Origin of the sequence: Pseudoalteromonas sp. APC 3250, assembly GCF_030407915.1 — a bacterium.
GTDB lineage: Bacteria > Pseudomonadota > Gammaproteobacteria > Enterobacterales > Alteromonadaceae > Pseudoalteromonas > Pseudoalteromonas tetraodonis.
The window spans coordinates 25,159-39,893 of record NZ_JASDCM010000003.1; the positions used below are offsets into that span (position 1 = coordinate 25,159).

General features: G+C 40.4%; 15 protein-coding genes. 6 read left to right on the forward strand and 9 right to left on the reverse strand.

Annotated elements, in window-relative coordinates:
• The first annotated feature begins 18 nt into the window (after positions 1-18).
• Entirely contained in the window at positions 19-2,352 is a 2,334-nt protein-coding gene (gene mrcB / locus QL986_RS03990) for a penicillin-binding protein 1B (RefSeq protein ID WP_138686408.1), read from the forward strand.
• Positions 2,353-2,417: 65 nt separating this feature from the next.
• Here mrcB and hemL read toward each other — a convergent pair whose 3' ends face one another.
• The 4 genes from hemL to QL986_RS04010 all read right to left on the reverse strand — a co-directional run bounded on the left by hemL (position 2,418) and on the right by QL986_RS04010 (position 6,997).
• Entirely contained in the window at positions 2,418-3,698 is a 1,281-nt protein-coding gene (hemL, locus tag QL986_RS03995; RefSeq protein ID WP_024601882.1) for a glutamate-1-semialdehyde 2,1-aminomutase, read from the reverse strand.
• Positions 3,699-3,735: 37 nt separating this feature from the next.
• Positions 3,736-4,752: an aspartate carbamoyltransferase gene (locus QL986_RS04000; protein WP_013464336.1), complete on the reverse strand. Its 1,017-nt coding sequence runs from the start codon at positions 4,750-4,752 to the stop codon at positions 3,736-3,738.
• A 111-nt stretch (positions 4,753-4,863) separates the two neighbouring features.
• Positions 4,864-5,298 carry a CopD family protein gene (locus QL986_RS04005; RefSeq protein WP_010391077.1) on the reverse strand — a complete coding sequence of 145 codons (435 nt, stop codon included), beginning with the start codon at positions 5,296-5,298 and terminating at the stop codon, positions 4,864-4,866.
• 16 nt (positions 5,299-5,314) lie between these two features.
• Positions 5,315-6,997 (reverse strand): chloride channel protein, encoded by a 1,683-nt coding sequence (locus QL986_RS04010; protein ID WP_016899367.1) that lies wholly within the window; start codon positions 6,995-6,997, stop codon positions 5,315-5,317.
• Between the two features lie 238 nt (positions 6,998-7,235).
• On the opposite strand from QL986_RS04010, the gene erpA reads away from it, so the two are divergent.
• Positions 7,236-7,574: an iron-sulfur cluster insertion protein ErpA gene (gene erpA / locus QL986_RS04015; protein WP_002958911.1), complete on the forward strand. Its 339-nt coding sequence runs from the start codon at positions 7,236-7,238 to the stop codon at positions 7,572-7,574.
• Positions 7,575-7,632: 58 nt separating this feature from the next.
• On the opposite strand, the gene QL986_RS04020 is transcribed toward erpA, so the two are convergent.
• Positions 7,633-7,821, reverse strand: a complete 189-nt coding sequence (locus QL986_RS04020; protein ID WP_013464338.1) for a hypothetical protein — start codon at positions 7,819-7,821, stop codon at positions 7,633-7,635.
• A gap of 361 nt (positions 7,822-8,182) precedes the next feature.
• On the opposite strand from QL986_RS04020, the gene QL986_RS04025 reads away from it, so the two are divergent.
• Complete coding sequence (locus QL986_RS04025) at positions 8,183-8,422, forward strand: helix-turn-helix transcriptional regulator (RefSeq protein ID WP_008111877.1); 240 nt, start codon at positions 8,183-8,185, stop codon at positions 8,420-8,422.
• A 68-nt stretch (positions 8,423-8,490) separates the two neighbouring features.
• Here QL986_RS04025 and QL986_RS04030 read toward each other — a convergent pair whose 3' ends face one another.
• From QL986_RS04030 to QL986_RS04045, 4 genes are read right to left on the reverse strand one after another with little or no spacing between them, the layout of a single operon-like run.
• The gene (locus tag QL986_RS04030; protein WP_016899368.1) at positions 8,491-9,870 is read right to left on the reverse strand and encodes an MFS transporter; all 1,380 of its coding nucleotides are present in this window, start codon (positions 9,868-9,870) and stop codon (positions 8,491-8,493) included.
• A gap of 53 nt (positions 9,871-9,923) precedes the next feature.
• Complete coding sequence (locus tag QL986_RS04035) at positions 9,924-10,544, reverse strand: peptidylprolyl isomerase (RefSeq protein ID WP_024601883.1); 621 nt, start codon at positions 10,542-10,544, stop codon at positions 9,924-9,926.
• 2 nt (positions 10,545-10,546) lie between these two features.
• The gene (locus QL986_RS04040; RefSeq protein WP_024601884.1) at positions 10,547-11,107 is read right to left on the reverse strand and encodes a YajG family lipoprotein; all 561 of its coding nucleotides are present in this window, start codon (positions 11,105-11,107) and stop codon (positions 10,547-10,549) included.
• Positions 11,108-12,256, reverse strand: a complete 1,149-nt coding sequence (locus tag QL986_RS04045; protein ID WP_013464343.1) for a methyltransferase — start codon at positions 12,254-12,256, stop codon at positions 11,108-11,110.
• Between the two features lie 43 nt (positions 12,257-12,299).
• On the opposite strand from QL986_RS04045, the gene QL986_RS04050 reads away from it, so the two are divergent.
• From QL986_RS04050 to fabV, 3 genes are all read left to right on the forward strand, one after another.
• The gene (locus QL986_RS04050) at positions 12,300-12,899 is read left to right on the forward strand and encodes an alpha-ketoglutarate-dependent dioxygenase AlkB (RefSeq protein WP_024601885.1); all 600 of its coding nucleotides are present in this window, start codon (positions 12,300-12,302) and stop codon (positions 12,897-12,899) included.
• A gap of 69 nt (positions 12,900-12,968) precedes the next feature.
• Complete coding sequence (locus QL986_RS04055; protein WP_024601886.1) at positions 12,969-13,280, forward strand: BolA family protein; 312 nt, start codon at positions 12,969-12,971, stop codon at positions 13,278-13,280.
• 109 nt (positions 13,281-13,389) lie between these two features.
• Positions 13,390-14,583 carry an enoyl-ACP reductase FabV gene (gene fabV / locus QL986_RS04060; RefSeq protein ID WP_024601887.1) on the forward strand — a complete coding sequence of 398 codons (1,194 nt, stop codon included), beginning with the start codon at positions 13,390-13,392 and terminating at the stop codon, positions 14,581-14,583.
• Positions 14,584-14,735 lie beyond the last annotated feature (152 nt).

The window sequence follows — 14,735 nt, forward strand, 5'->3', positions numbered from 1 at the left end:
GGAATATATTACACTTAAATGGCTGAAAAAAAGAAAACATCGACCAGTAAACCCTCGACTAAGCGCGCTACAAAGACATCTAAATCATCGGCGCGAAAAAGTGCGACTAAAAAAACTTCAAGCACCGCAAAACGGCCACTTTTTAAAACGTTGTTTTCTATTTTTTGGAAACTGAGTCTGGCGACGTTTATCGCCATTGCACTTTATTTTATTTACCTTGATGCAAAAATAACTCGCCAGTTTGAAGGTAATAAATGGCAACTTCCGGCACAAGTGTATGCTCGCTCAATGACGTTTTTTCCAGGCCAGTTTTTATCAGAGCAAGAAGTATTATGGGAGCTTAAGCGCTTAAACTACACGGCGGTTAATCGCTTAAGCCGGACTGGGCAGTATATTAAAACAGCCAATAGTATTAAGATTTTTCGTCGTGACTTTGAATTTTATGATGGTTTAGAGAGCGCTCATGTTATTGAGTTGCGTTTCTCTGGAGAGAAGGTAGCCAGTATTAAAGATAAGTTTGGCCGTCGCTTAAACACTGCCAGATTAGAGCCTGTACAAATAGCCCGTATTGGTAATGACTCAAAACAAGATAGAGAGTTTGTACCATTAGATAAATTTCCTGACATGCTTAAAAATACCTTATTAGTAGTTGAAGACCGCGATTTTTATGATCATCATGGTGTATCGGTATTTTCAATTTTACGCGCTTTGTATACCAATATTCGCGCAGGGCGCACCGTGCAAGGGGGGAGTACATTAACCCAGCAGCTGGCTAAAAATATTTACCTTACCCGTGAGCGTTCGTTAGTGCGTAAAATTAATGAAGCCTTTATTGCGCTTATTCTTGATTACCGTTACTCAAAAGATCAGATTCTCGAAGCCTATTTAAACGAAGTGTACTTAGGTCAGTCATACAACCAAGGAGTACATGGAATGGGGCTGGCCGCCGAGTTTTACTTTGCCAAACCTGTTGATGAACTCGAGTACGACCAAATTGCCTTGCTGGTGGCTATGGTTAAAGGCCCATCTTATTACAATCCTAGACGTTACAAAGAACGTGCGATGGAGCGTCGTGACCTAGTGCTGCGTTTAATGGTCGATAACAAACTTATTTCTACTAAAGAGTATAGAGCCTCGTTAAAGCGCGCAATTGATATTGCACCAATGAAAGCCAGCTTGCAAAAGTCTTATCCAGGTTACTTAGAGTTGGTTAATCGCGAGCTTAAACAGCTACTACCCGATCAAGACGTATTGGATGCGGGTGTGCGTGTATTTACCTACTTTGATTTACAAAAACAAACCGCGATGGAAGAGTCGATTCAGGCCAGTTTACCTTATTTAGAAAGACGTCCAAATACCAAAGAGTTAGAAGCGGCGATGATCTCCGTTAATGTTGAAAAAGCCGGTGTATCAGCGTTAGTCGCTGGACGTGATGTACGCTACTCAGGATTTAACCGCGTGCTCGATACCAAACGAAATATTGGCTCATTAGTTAAACCTGCAGTGTATTTAAGTGCACTGCAGCTTCCTCATTATAACTTAGCGACGTTACTTGATGACTCGCCTGTTCAAGTCACCAACGAGGAGGGTAACGTATGGCAGCCAGAAAACTTTGATCATCAATACCGTGGTGCCATGCCTCTTTATAAAGCATTTAGCCATAGTATTAATATACCGGCAGTTAACTTAGGGCTTGATGTAGGCGTGGATAAAGTGGCTAACACGCTCAGGGGATTAGGAGCTAAAGGCTATATTAATGAATACCCATCGTTATTATTAGGGGCTATTGAAATGTCGAGCTTTGAAGTGGCACAGCTTTATACCACGATTGCAGCAGACGGTGAATACAGAGAGTTGACGTCTATTTCTGCGTTAACCGACTCTGTTGGTAAAGTACTTTATAAGCACAAAGTAATTAACGAGCAACGCTTTGATAAAGATGCCATGTACATGACCAAATATGCTATGAAGCGAGTAACTAAAGATGGCACCGCTAAGCGCTTAAACTTACATTTTCCGTCAATCCAGTTGGCAGGTAAAACAGGCACTAGTAATGAATTACGCGACAGCTGGTTTGCTGGATTTGATCAAAATACAGTGACGGTTGCATGGATAGGCCGTGACGATAATAAAAGCACCGGCTTAACCGGCAGTGTTGGCGCGCTTGAAACCTATATTCGTTATTTAAAACCGCTAAACCCGCAAGCAATTGCCGATACCCGTCCGCCTTCAATTAGGTGGGCATTTGTAAACGAGCAAACTGGGAAGCAAGCACCACCGGGCTGTGGCAAAGTGATTCAACTGCCACTTAGAGCCAGTGAGTTTAAACCAAGACCAGAATGTATTCGTTAAATAGTAAAAACAAAAAAAGCCCGAAAGGGCTTTTTTTATGGGTAAGCGTTTTTAAAAACTAAACGTTATAGCTTAGCAAAAGCGCGCTCTGCTGCTTCAATCGTTGCTTGAACTTCTTGCTCTGTGTGCGCAGCACACACAAAACCAGCTTCAAACGCTGAAGGCGCTAAATAAACCCCTTCTTCAAGCATTAAGTGGAAGAACTTTTTAAAGCGCTCTAAATCACATTCAGTGGCTTGTTTGTAAGTAGTTACTTTTTCTGCATCGGTGAAGAAAAAGCCATACATACCGCCAGCGTAGTTAGTCGTTAAGGCAATACCTGCTTTTTTAGCTGCGGCTTCAAAGCCTTCACAAATCGCTTTACTAATGGCTTCTAACTTATCATGCACGCCAGGAGCGCTTAGTAGTTCAAGTGATTTTAAGCCTGCTGCCATCGCAATAGGGTTACCTGAAAGTGTACCCGCTTGATAAACAGGGCCTACAGGAGCTATGTAATCCATGATTTCTGTTTTACCACCAAACGCGCCTACTGGCATGCCACCACCAATTACTTTACCTAAACAGGTTAAGTCTGGTTTGATGTTGTAATACGCTTGAGCGCCACCAAGGGCGACACGAAAACCTGTCATTACTTCATCAAAAATAAGCACGGATTGGTATTGATCACATACTTCACGCAGACCTTCTAAAAAGCCGGGCACTGGTGGAATACAGTTCATGTTACCGGCAACTGGTTCAACAATAATACACGCGATTTCATCGGCGTACTTGGCAAAAATCGCTTTCACTTCTTCAATATTGTTAAACGAAACGGTGAGTGTGTGCTTAGCTAAATCTTCAGGAATACCTGGAGAGTTAGGTACACCCATAGTTAATGCGCCAGAGCCGGCTTTTACTAGTAATGAGTCTGCATGGCCGTGGTAACACCCTTCAAATTTTAAGATTTTGTCACGACCAGTAAAACCACGGGCTAAACGAATTGCACTCATTGTTGCTTCAGTACCAGAGCTCACCATGCGTACTTTTTCGATTGATGGTACTAGCTCTTTTACTTTTTCAGCCATTAAAATTTCAGCTTCAGTAGGCGCTCCGTAGCTTAAACCATTTTCTACCGCGTCATGCACTGCTTGTTTAATTTCAGGGTGATTGTGGCCCATAATCATTGGACCCCAAGAGCCTACATAATCGATGTAACGGTTGCCATCAGCATCAAATGTAAACGCGCCCTGTGCTTTAGTAATAAACAGCGGAGTACCACCTACACCATTAAATGCACGCACTGGCGAATTTACTCCACCAGGAATAGAGTCTTGAGCTCGTTTAAATAAGTCTTGGCTAATTGTCATGAAAAATCCTATTGTTTTATCACTTTAAAATTAAAGCTTAGCTGTCGCGTTTGCGGCTAAACCAAGGAACGCTTACTTCATACTGCTCGACTTTGTTTTCTACGCCGAGGGTTAAAGCAAACAGTGCCATACGAATGAGTACGCCATTTTGTACTTGGCGGAATATCGCTAGATTGTCGTTAGCATTTAAGTCGTTATCAAGTTCGTTTGCCTCTAGGCGACTATCGCGAGGAAGCGGGTGCATTAATACTGAATTAGGTTTGCAATGAGTATTATAAATAGACTGGCTAATTCTAAATCCACCACGATACTTATTAGCTTCTTCTTGTGATGGAAAACGCTCTTCTTGGATTCGTGTTTGATAAACGATATCGGCTGCTAAGTTACCTTCCATTTTATCTACCAGTTCAATTTTATGACCGGCATTTTCAACCGCAGATAAAATTGAGTCAGGCATTTGCAAGCCATTAGGGGCAACCATCGAAAACTTAATGTCTTTGTAATGGCACAGTAACTTAGAGAGTGAGTGAACAGTACGGCCATATTTTAAATCGCCGACTAGCGCAATATGCATACCATCGATATTTTGATCGAAGCGGTTAAGTTCACGCTCAATAGTTAATAAATCAAGCAATGCTTGGGTAGGGTGCTCATTGGGTCCGTCACCACCGTTTATTACTGGTACGCTGCAACCTGTTGCAAATTCAGCTACCGAGCCTGAGTCAGGATGGCGCATAGCAACAGCATCAGCATAAGCTGAAATAACTCGTGCGGTATCATAAAGTGATTCGCCCTTAGCAAGCGCAGAGCTTTGCATGCCGGTGGTTTCACGAACTAGTCCACCGAGTAAGTTAAACGCAGTGCCAAAACTAACACGAGTACGTGTACTGGGTTCAAAAAACAGATTTGCTAAAATAGCGCCTTCAAGCACGTTGGTCCGCTTTTGTTTTTTAGCGTATGGCTCCATTTTTTTTGCCACAGCAAATATGCGTTCAATACAGTCTCGGTCGAGTTGATTAACAGAGAGTATATTTTCACCTTGGAAACTGAACATGGGGTTATTCCTAGTTATTCAAAAAGGCGCGATAATCCACAAAGGAGCACGCAATCGCGCGTATTATACAAACTTAGTATGCGACTTGGCAGCGTAATTTATAAGCCTTTGCTAAAAGCTTGGCTTAATAATCGCCAAAGCGACAATAACGAGTAGCGCTAAAACAGGTAGCTCGTTGAAAATACGATAAAACCGATCGCTTTTAGTATTTCTATCGTGTTTAAAATCAGCTAACAATTTGAAACAGTAGCCATGATAAATATATAAAATAATCACCAGCACGAGTTTGTAATGCAGCCACATGCTGTAACGAAACCATTCTCGGCCGTATTCAACAATAGTCAATACGCCAAATACTGCGGTAAGCACCGCAAAGGGTGTAACAAAATAAAGTAGCCGACGTTCCATTACTTTTAGCATTGAGTTACACGATTTTTCTTCACTCATAGCGTGATAAACAAAAAGTCGAGGTAGGTAAAAAATACCGGCAAACCAAGCAATCATAAAAAATACGTGCAAGGTTTTGTAGATTAATAATGCGCTCATATTGTTCTCATTATTGTTAAAGTAGACTGTTACGTATGGTTAAAATATGGTGGATTTGATCCCACCTTAGTAATCCCATAATTTGTTGATTATCTAATAAGTTATATACATAAAGTGCACCACTGCGTTTATCATTCAAAATTTCAAATGCATCTGCAAGGGTGGCTTGGCTGCTAATACCTTGTAAGCTAATGTATTTTATATTGACCGCCTGATCAGACATTAAACTTAAGTCATATTCAGCTAGGCGATAACCATTTTCTTCATCAAATACAATTAATGGTGTTTGACTGTCCATGGCATCTAGACTGTTTTTTATTTGCTCTTTATCGTCGGAGTAGAGCAGTTTAAAGTCTTCATCCATGTCATCCATCACTCCTACTTTCTGTAAGGCTTCAGTGGCGGGAGAGACATGATAGGGAAGCCCTTGAAAGTCTAATTGCTGTAAAAATATGGAGCGGTTACCAAATACCTGTAAAGCTGTAACGTAGGCGGTAGTAATGACGATCATCGCAGGCACAATAATTTCCGGTGACGAGGTCAGCTCCATTACGGTGGTCAGTGCCGCTAAGGGGGAGTGTAGTGTGGCCGCTAATAATCCTGCCATGCCCAGCACCCCGTAAGTGCCGGCTATATCGGTGCCGGGGCTAATAAATTGAGCAAAAAATGCCATTAAAGTACCGGTTAAAACGCCCAGCCCAATAACCGGACCTATCAACCCACCAGGAATACCTAAGCCAATAGCAAATAAGGTGGCTAATAACTTAGCAATTAAAATAGTGGTGAGTAGTTGAATATTTTCAGGTGACTCAACCGCAATAGTGATAGCGCTCATACCCGAGCCCATTGCTTGTGGAACTGCATAGGCAATTAAGCTGGCAATACACCCTGCAATCATTAAACGTGGAAACATACTAAGTGGTTTAAAGGTTTTAATAATTAACATTAAATTCTGATTAAAAGCATAAGCCACCGCGCCTAATCCCATGCCGCATAAAATTAAATAGGGGTAGTGCCACCCACTTAAAGGGGCAATGGTTATTAGCGCAAGTTCTGAGCCTTCACCAAATACAAACTGTGTTGCTAATGCGCCGGTAACGGCTGCAAGCATAATCGGCACAAAAATATGCACTTTGTATTCTCTGAGCACCACTTCCATTACAAAAATAACCGCAGCCAGGGGGGTGTTGAACGATGCAGCAATGCCCGCGGCAACACCACAACCACTGAGGGTACGCATAGCGTTGTGGGGTAAGTGTAGTTTATTTGCTAATATGCTTGCCCCCGCTGCTCCCATATGAACTGAGGGGCCTTCGCGGCCAACAGAAAAACCGCTGATCAGTGCCAGCGCGCCGCCTACAAACTGGTTAACCGTATTATAAAGTGGCATTTGCCCGTAATGACGTTTTATTCTGTGTATTACAAAAGGGATACCCAAGCGGTAATGTTTAAAGCCGGTAAAAGCCGCAAATGTGGCTATCAGAAGTGCAGCAATCAAAGGCATTAATACCCGTTCTAGGGTAGGGAGAGTAGTAAAGTCGTCAGGGGTTTCTAAAAATAAGCTTTGAAAAAATAAAATGGTTAGGCGAAACAGTATAATGAAAAATGCAGCAATTAATCCGGCACTTACGCCCAATAAGCATAATTGTACGGATGTTTTTGGTTTTGCTAATCGACGTCTCAGTCGCTCAAGCCACATGCTTTATTTCCCCGTAGCATTTTTAGGCGTCAAGTTTATCAAAATAGTCTAGGGAAGTCCTTGAGATTTTTAACAACCGATTAATTTAAATTAAATTTATAGTATATTGATTCACAGAACAGATTAAACGCGCATTGTTTTAATTAAAGCTTATAAACGCGAGCTTACTATACTTGATTAAAACACTCAGGTATTAGATAATCTGGTGCATTAGTATAAAGGTATTGAGGGTTATAAAATGTCTGAAGAATTACCCATTAAGTTTAGCGACGCAGCCGCTGTGCGTGTTAAACAGTTAATCGACGAAGAAGAAAACCCAGATCTAAAACTGCGTGTTTATGTCACAGGCGGTGGTTGTTCAGGTTTTCAATACGGTTTTACTTTTGATGAAAAAGCGAATCCTGGCGATTTAGAAATTGTTAAAAACGGGGTTACCTTAGTCATTGACCCAATGAGTATCCAGTATTTAGTTGACGGTGAAGTAGACTACACCGAAGGGTTAGAAGGGGCACGCTTTTTTGTCTCTAACCCTAATGCCACAACAACGTGTGGCTGTGGCGCTAGTTTTAGCGTGTAAAGATACCGTTATTTGAAAAAAAAACCGCTTAATTAGCGGTTTTTTTATGTGTTTAAAATCATAACTCAGTTGGTCTGTATTCTGTTATTTGCATTATTAACACAAAAAAACCAAGTACGAATGCAGAGAAAGCTAAAATATAGATAAAGCCTTTTTTACCCTGTTTGATTGGAATTGCATAATGGCGCAAAAAAAAGTACCAGCCCAAGCATAAAATAATAGGCAGTAAAAAAAGTAGTCTAAACATGATTTAGCCTTTTTAAGCAAATAATAAGTTAATAATAAACGGCTTATATTTAAATGAAACAAAAAAGTTATAAAATATTTAACCTTATTCAGAGTTAGTAAATATTTGTTGTTAAACTTTAATCGCATAATTACTAATTAATCATTCAGATCAACGGTGAATGGTATATAATGTATCCAAGAGTGAAACGGGCAAGGTTTCATTTTTCACAATAATAAAGTGTTAATACATATTTGAGCGTTTTTATTGGTTTAATTGTAAGCGTTTACACTGCGCTTTAGTGAGTGGTTGTAGGTTTACAGTGTTGGCGATGTAAAGTGCTTAGCTATATGTATATTTAAACAACGAGTAGGAGTTGTATATGATGGGTAAAACCGTATCTTCGGAAGAAAATGCAAAATTAACAAAGTGGCTTAAAACTAAACGCCATGAAAAAGGCTACACCATGCGTAGCTTAGCGCAAATCTTGGGTACGCCACATTCTTTTATTGGCAAAATTGAAAATCAGGAACGTCGTTTAGATGTAATTGAGTTTGTTCGCTACTGTAATGCATTAGAAGTCGACCCGTATGAAGCATTAAGCTTAATTAAAGCTGACTAACGCTTTCTTTTTGGCTGTAATCGTAAAGTTAAATTAGCGTCTACAGCCAATACTAGTGCAGGGATGCATTAGGTATTTTTATGATAATTTTGCTCTAGTGAATATAGTTTGTGCCTAATTAGAAATAAAAACACTAATGAGGGTAAAACCATAAGCGCAGTTAATACAAAGAACAATGACCAATTCCCCATTAGCCAATCATCAATAACCACGCCACTGTAACTCGATAATAACGTACGCCCTAAATTACCCAATGATGCCAATAGCGCATAATGGGTGGCGCTAAATGCTCTGTCACACAGCATAGATATAAAAGCAACCATTGCCACTAAAGACCAAGCTTGGGTAAAGCCATCAACTACAATTGCCATTGCATATAAGTGCTCTTGTGGACCAGCTAAGGCAATCCAAGAAAACATTAAGTTAGATGCTGCCATGGCTACGCCACTAATAAATAAGCCTTTCACAATGCCATATTTATGGTTAAAAATACTGCCCAAAAAGGCAAATACAATGGTGATTAACCCCGTGCCGAGTTTTGAGTAATTTGCTATTTGCGTATTACTAAAGCCAACTTCTTTATAAAATACAATCGACATCCGCGCTAAAAATGCTTCACCAATCTTAAATAAGAAAATAAACGCCAGCAGCGCCAACGCGGTTTTAACGCCATTTTTAGCAAAAAAGGTTTTAAACGGATCAACCACGGTAACGCCTAGCCATGCGAGCGTTTTTGTCAGTGGTGTTTGTTTAGTTGCGGCGAGTTTTTCAAGATAAACACGTTCTAGTTCGGCATGTACGGCTTCGCGATTTGATTGTGGCTCTTTAGCCCAAAATACACAGCTAATTAATAACAGCATAATCGCGGATAAAAAATAATACACCTGTGGCCAGTCAATATTTGGCATATCAGCCATGTAAAAAGGCACAGCTCCTAATAAAGCATAGCCAGTCCACCAACCTGAGGTGGCCATTGCAGCAGCCGCGGTGGCTTTGTGAGATTCATTTTCACTAAGGGTGTCTATTCGAAAGGCGTCAATTGCAATATCTTGCGTGGCAGAGGCTATGGCGATTAACAAGCAAAGTGCGGCGGCAACCGCTAGGTTTGCTTTCAAATCAAGTCCTGCAAGTAGCAATGTGCCAAGCAAAATAAAGCTTTGGCAAAACAGTATCCAACTACGGCGCTGACCAAGCCAATTATATAAAAAGGGCAGTTTAGTGCGGTCGATTAAAGGTGACCATAAAAAGTTGATGCTGTAGGCACCAAACACAATGCCAAATAGGCCAATCATGCTGCGGCTCAAACCTTCATCTTTAAGCCATGCCGACATTACTGAGCCAATTAATACCCACGGAAAGCCACTGCTCATTCCAAATATAAAAACATTAATCAAACGTTTATCTTTAAAATAAGAAAAGTATTCGCTAACAGAAAGTGTGCTATTCATAGGGGCTCATTGGCTTATACAAAGAGCAGCTAAGGCTGCTCTTATTAAAAAAGTTATAAAGGAACTTGCTCAAGCACCTTAATATTTAATATAACGACCGGTTTTTCGGGTACAAAGTTGTAGCCAATTTTGTCATTAAATCCGGTTTTTACAGCCATGATTTTATCGAGTGTTTCATAGCCTTCCATCACACTGCCAAACACTGCAAATCCCCAATCACGGCCAGGGTTTAAATGATCGTTATCATCCATATTAAAAAAGAACTGACGCGTTCCTGAGTGTGGTTCACGGTCTTGATAAGCCATCGCAATGCTATACATATCGTTTGTTAAGCCGTTACCGCTTTCATTAAAAATAGGGGCGTTTTCATGTAGACCATCGTAATCTTTATCATAACCACCGCCTTGAATTACAAAGTCACGATCATTTTCTACGTCGCGTTCTACACGATGAAACACACTGCCTTGATAGCTTTTATCCGACACGTACGTTAAAAAATTATTGACCGTAATAGGAGCTCTTGAGCGGTCTAATTCAACCACAATGCTGCCCAACGATGTCACAATTTCTACCCGAGGAAAAATGTTATCTTTTTGCACAAAACGACCCTCTTGAGCCGCTAAGCTACTAACGCTAAATAATAAGCTTACGCAGATTAAAAAAAGTTGCTTCATTGTTAACCTTCTAAAAATGCAATTAATTCTGGGTCAGATACAATGCGGGTAATTAACTGCTCAGTCAACTTATTGAGCTGACCTTCAACTTTTGCCCTATCGTGACCAAGCGGGCCAGATAAATTAGCATTACCGCTGTAGCGTTTACTAAAATTACTGGTCGGGCGAATCACCCGCACTTCAAATTCAATCTTGGCTTCACTGGTATGGCTCATTAGCGTTTCTGTAACTACCGCTTGCAGCGTGCGAATATCTAACTCAAAACGCAATTGCGCTAAATTAGAAATGCTAGCGCCATTGCGACTCAGTGCACTGTCTAGCGCACTTTTAACCGATTCAGTAATACCCGTACTGGCAATGGTTTTGGTTTTGCTCGATTCAATTAGCTTTAAGGTTGCACTGTCACCACGTAAATCAATCACGCTGGTGTTTAAGCTGCTGTTTATTGAGCTTATTTGACCACTTTTATACACAGGGTTGAGAATAAGCTGATTAGGCTGATTGGCACACCCCGAAAAAAACACTAATGTACAACAGCTCAATAATGCTTTTAAGAGTTTCATTTATAACGTCCCACTATTTTTAGTTGCGCTGAGTACCACAAACTTTTTATTAGAGCCTAATAAAGTACAGTTACCAAACATACGGTTTAGTTTGTCGTGGTAATCTAGATGGCGGTTACCAATAATACGCAGCTCGCCACCTTCTTTTAATGTGTCTTTTGCTTGCTTGAACATTTGCCATGCTATGTGGTCGGTAACCGCTTGTGCTTGGTGAAATGGCGGATTACACAATACAATATCAGCGCTTTCACGTTCAAAGTCAGTTAAACAATCATTCTCTATAAAGGTACATTGTTCAAACTTGTCTTCCATGTTGAGCTCAATGTTGAGTCGAGCTGATTCAACCGCCATATATGACTCATCAACAAAACTAATATGAGCATTAGGACAGCGCGCTAATGTCATTAAACCAACTACGCCATTGCCACAGCCTAAATCAATAATATTTTTGGCTTTATTTGTTTGTGGCAAATAATTAAAAAAGAATCGCGCACCAATATCAAGTGAATCACGTGAAAACACATTGGCATGATTGCTTATTGTAAAATCAGTGCCTTCGAGCGGCCAGCTCACTGGGAAATCTGCACCTTTATAACCGCCAGCGGCTTGGCTAATAATTAAACGTGATTTTTTTACTGCGAGGCTTGTTTTCGTCTCACCAATAAAATCTTCAAATGCTTTAATCGTAGAGTTATGCACGTCTTTAGTTTTTGCAGCACCAATAACCGGTGTACCGGGCGCCAGTACTTCGCTTAATTCAGATAGCTGATACTGTAAAAAAGCCAACGTGCGTGGTACTTTTACCAACACTAGGTCTACTTGTTCGGGCAAAGCCGATAAACTATCAAGCTGGCTAAACGCAGTTGTTGCGATTTTGTTTTGCGCTAAGTTATAAGCCGCCGCCTGATGGCTAATATAAGAGTCGTTTACTGAACAAACTGTTAATTGTTGCTTGCTAAAGTAACAGCTAAGTGCACCAAAGCTGTCGTTTAAGATCAGTAAAGAGCGACAATCAGGGTAGTGTTCATTAACATAGTCAATGAGGTATTCGTCTGCTGAATCCCACGCTTGTAAGCTGCGGTTTTTTTGATCCAAAGGAAAGCGTTCAAGAGTAAAGGTGTTATCGCCGAGCGTAGCTTGCGTAGTCATAATAGTTTAATGATCGGTAATCAAATGATAGGTAAATTCTAACATGCAACCGCCAAACGCCAACCCCCAACTGTTACCAAATGGCTTTTCTTATCAAAGTAGGGTGCTTAGTGCGCAAAAAAGCCTCGATTTATTTTATTATTTGCAGCAAAACTTAAATTGGCAACAACCAAATATCACGGTGTTTGGCAAAACGGGGCCAATACCAAGGCTGCAATGTTTTATCAGCGAAGAGAATCTTGAGTACGGCTATTCTGGGCATAAACTCGATTTAGAGCCTTGGCCAGACGTATTACTTGCTATGCGAACACGATTAGAAAATCACCTACAGCAACCGTTTAATTCAATTTTGGTTAATTATTATCGTGATGGCCACGATAGCATGGGCTGGCATAGCGATGATGAGACGCAGCTAGGGCCTGAGCCTACAATAGCCTGTGTATCGCTTGGCGCAGAGCGATTATTTAAACTTAAACACAAAGTAAGTAACAGCATTACTAACATTAAATTACAAAGTGGTAGCTGTTTAATAATGAGCGGCCAAAGCCAACAAAATTACCAGCATGCATTGCCCAAACAAACAACGCTTAAACACCCTCGAATAAGTTTGACGTTTCGCTATATTAATAATAGTTTCAGTTAAATAGCATTAGCCATGGTATAGCCGCAGTTGTTATAGTAAGGACATAACTGAATTTTGAGGATGGTTTTTATGTCAATGCAAGAACAAATACGTAACAAGCTAGCCGATGCGATTGCGTGCAAGCATTTAAATGTGATCAACGAAAGCCATATGCACAGTGCAGGCACTGAATCACACTTTAAAGTGATTGTAGTTAGTGAGGAATTTGCTGGTAAGCGATTATTGCAGCGTCATCGTGAAATTAACGAAATTTTAAAAGATGAGTTAGCAAATCATATTCATGCGCTTGCGATGCACACTTACACCCCTGAAGAATTTACCGAGCACGACGGTGAGGCACCGCAATCACCTAATTGCATGGGCGGCTCAAAAGTTGGATAACAGGTAATAGTGGATTGGTTTGAGCAGTGAGTAACTGATCAGATCAGTTTTTTTTGTTTTAGCCTTTAAACTAGCGCTAATTTTTATTGTAAAAGATATAGGATGATCAATGGTCATTAAGCCTAAAATTCGCGGATTTATCTGCACCAATGCACACCCAGTAGGCTGTGCAGAGCATGTACAAGAACAAATTAATTATGTTAAGCAGCAAGGGGCATTAAAAAATGCACCTAAAAATGTATTAGTTATTGGTGCGTCTACAGGTTATGGCTTAGCGTCTCGCATTACCGCTGCATTTGGAGGTGGCGCTAAAACATTAGGTGTTTTCTTTGAAAAAGAAGGCACTGAGCGTAAAACAGGTTCTGCGGGTTGGTATAATACGGCGGCGTTTCAAGCAGCCGCTGAAGCTGAAGGTTTATGGTCAAAAAATATTAATGGTGATGCGTTTTCTAACGAAATTAAACAAAAAACAATCGACACCATTAAAGCTGAATTAGGTAAAGTTGACTGTATTATTTACAGCTTAGCGTCACCTCGTCGTACTGATCCAAATACCGGCGAAGTGTTTTCTTCAACGCTTAAGCCAATTGGTAATGCGGTAACCACTAAAAACTTAAATACGTCAAAGCGTGAAATTGATGAAGTAACTGTTGAAGCGGCAAACCAAGACGATATCGACAACACCATTAAAGTAATGGGTGGCGAAGATTGGGAAATGTGGATTGACGCACTTAAAGAAGCGGATGTATTAGCAGATAACTTTAAAACCACGGCTTACACTTATATTGGTAAAGAACTAACGTGGCCAATTTACGGTCATGCAACAATTGGTAAAGCCAAAGAAGATTTAGACCGTGCCACTGCTGCTATTAAAGCTGCTACCCAAGATTTAAATGGTGAAGCCTACGTTTCATCGCTTAATGCGGTTGTTACTCAAGCAAGCTCTGCAATTCCAATTATGCCACTTTATATTTCTGCCTTATTTAAAGTGATGAAGGCTGATGGCACTTACGAGGGCACAATTGAGCAAATTCATGCGCTATTTAGTGAGAACTTATACGGTGATTCACCTCGCTTTGACGAGGGCGGGCATTTATTCCAAAACTATAAAGAACTGGAAGATGACGTTCAATCTCGCGTTCAAGCCATTTGGGATAGTGTAGATACAAACTCAATTGATGAGTTAACCGATTATATTGGTTACCATAATGAATTTTTACGCTTGTTTGGTTTTGGTATTGACGCGGTTGATTATGAACAAGATGTAAATCCTGTTGCACCTATTGCCAATATGATTGACTAACTTGTCGCTGATAGCGCATTTTTGAAAAAGTCGCCTTGTGCGGCTTTTTTGTTTTTTAGCTTTGATTTGAAAAAATATTTGCTAATTGTTGGCTAATTTACCACTTTGGTCTAGCTTGTATTTTATTAATTGTTAATTACAAAACTAAATAA

Excerpts from the sequence above, each read along its gene's own strand:
- QL986_RS04035 (WP_024601883.1), bottom strand. The coding sequence starts at position 10,544 with ATGAAGCAACTTTTTTTAATCTGCGTAAGCTTATTATTTAGCGTTAGT.
- QL986_RS04020 (WP_013464338.1), bottom strand. The coding sequence starts at position 7,821 with ATGTTTAGACTACTTTTTTTACTGCCTATTATTTTATGCTTGGGCTGG.
- QL986_RS04040 (WP_024601884.1), bottom strand. The coding sequence starts at position 11,107 with ATGAAACTCTTAAAAGCATTATTGAGCTGTTGTACATTAGTGTTTTTT.
- QL986_RS04045 (WP_013464343.1), bottom strand. The coding sequence starts at position 12,256 with ATGACTACGCAAGCTACGCTCGGCGATAACACCTTTACTCTTGAACGC.
- QL986_RS04005 (WP_010391077.1), bottom strand. The coding sequence starts at position 5,298 with ATGAGCGCATTATTAATCTACAAAACCTTGCACGTATTTTTTATGATT.
- QL986_RS04050 (WP_024601885.1), top strand. The coding sequence starts at position 12,300 with ATGCAACCGCCAAACGCCAACCCCCAACTGTTACCAAATGGCTTTTCT.
- QL986_RS04025 (WP_008111877.1), top strand. The coding sequence starts at position 8,183 with ATGATGGGTAAAACCGTATCTTCGGAAGAAAATGCAAAATTAACAAAG.
- erpA (WP_002958911.1), top strand. The coding sequence starts at position 7,236 with ATGTCTGAAGAATTACCCATTAAGTTTAGCGACGCAGCCGCTGTGCGT.
- mrcB (WP_138686408.1), top strand. The coding sequence starts at position 19 with ATGGCTGAAAAAAAGAAAACATCGACCAGTAAACCCTCGACTAAGCGC.
- hemL (WP_024601882.1), bottom strand. The coding sequence starts at position 3,698 with ATGACAATTAGCCAAGACTTATTTAAACGAGCTCAAGACTCTATTCCT.
- QL986_RS04055 (WP_024601886.1), top strand. The coding sequence starts at position 12,969 with ATGTCAATGCAAGAACAAATACGTAACAAGCTAGCCGATGCGATTGCG.
- QL986_RS04030 (WP_016899368.1), bottom strand. The coding sequence starts at position 9,870 with ATGAATAGCACACTTTCTGTTAGCGAATACTTTTCTTATTTTAAAGAT.
- QL986_RS04000 (WP_013464336.1), bottom strand. The coding sequence starts at position 4,752 with ATGTTCAGTTTCCAAGGTGAAAATATACTCTCTGTTAATCAACTCGAC.
- QL986_RS04010 (WP_016899367.1), bottom strand. The coding sequence starts at position 6,997 with ATGTGGCTTGAGCGACTGAGACGTCGATTAGCAAAACCAAAAACATCC.
- fabV (WP_024601887.1), top strand. The coding sequence starts at position 13,390 with ATGGTCATTAAGCCTAAAATTCGCGGATTTATCTGCACCAATGCACAC.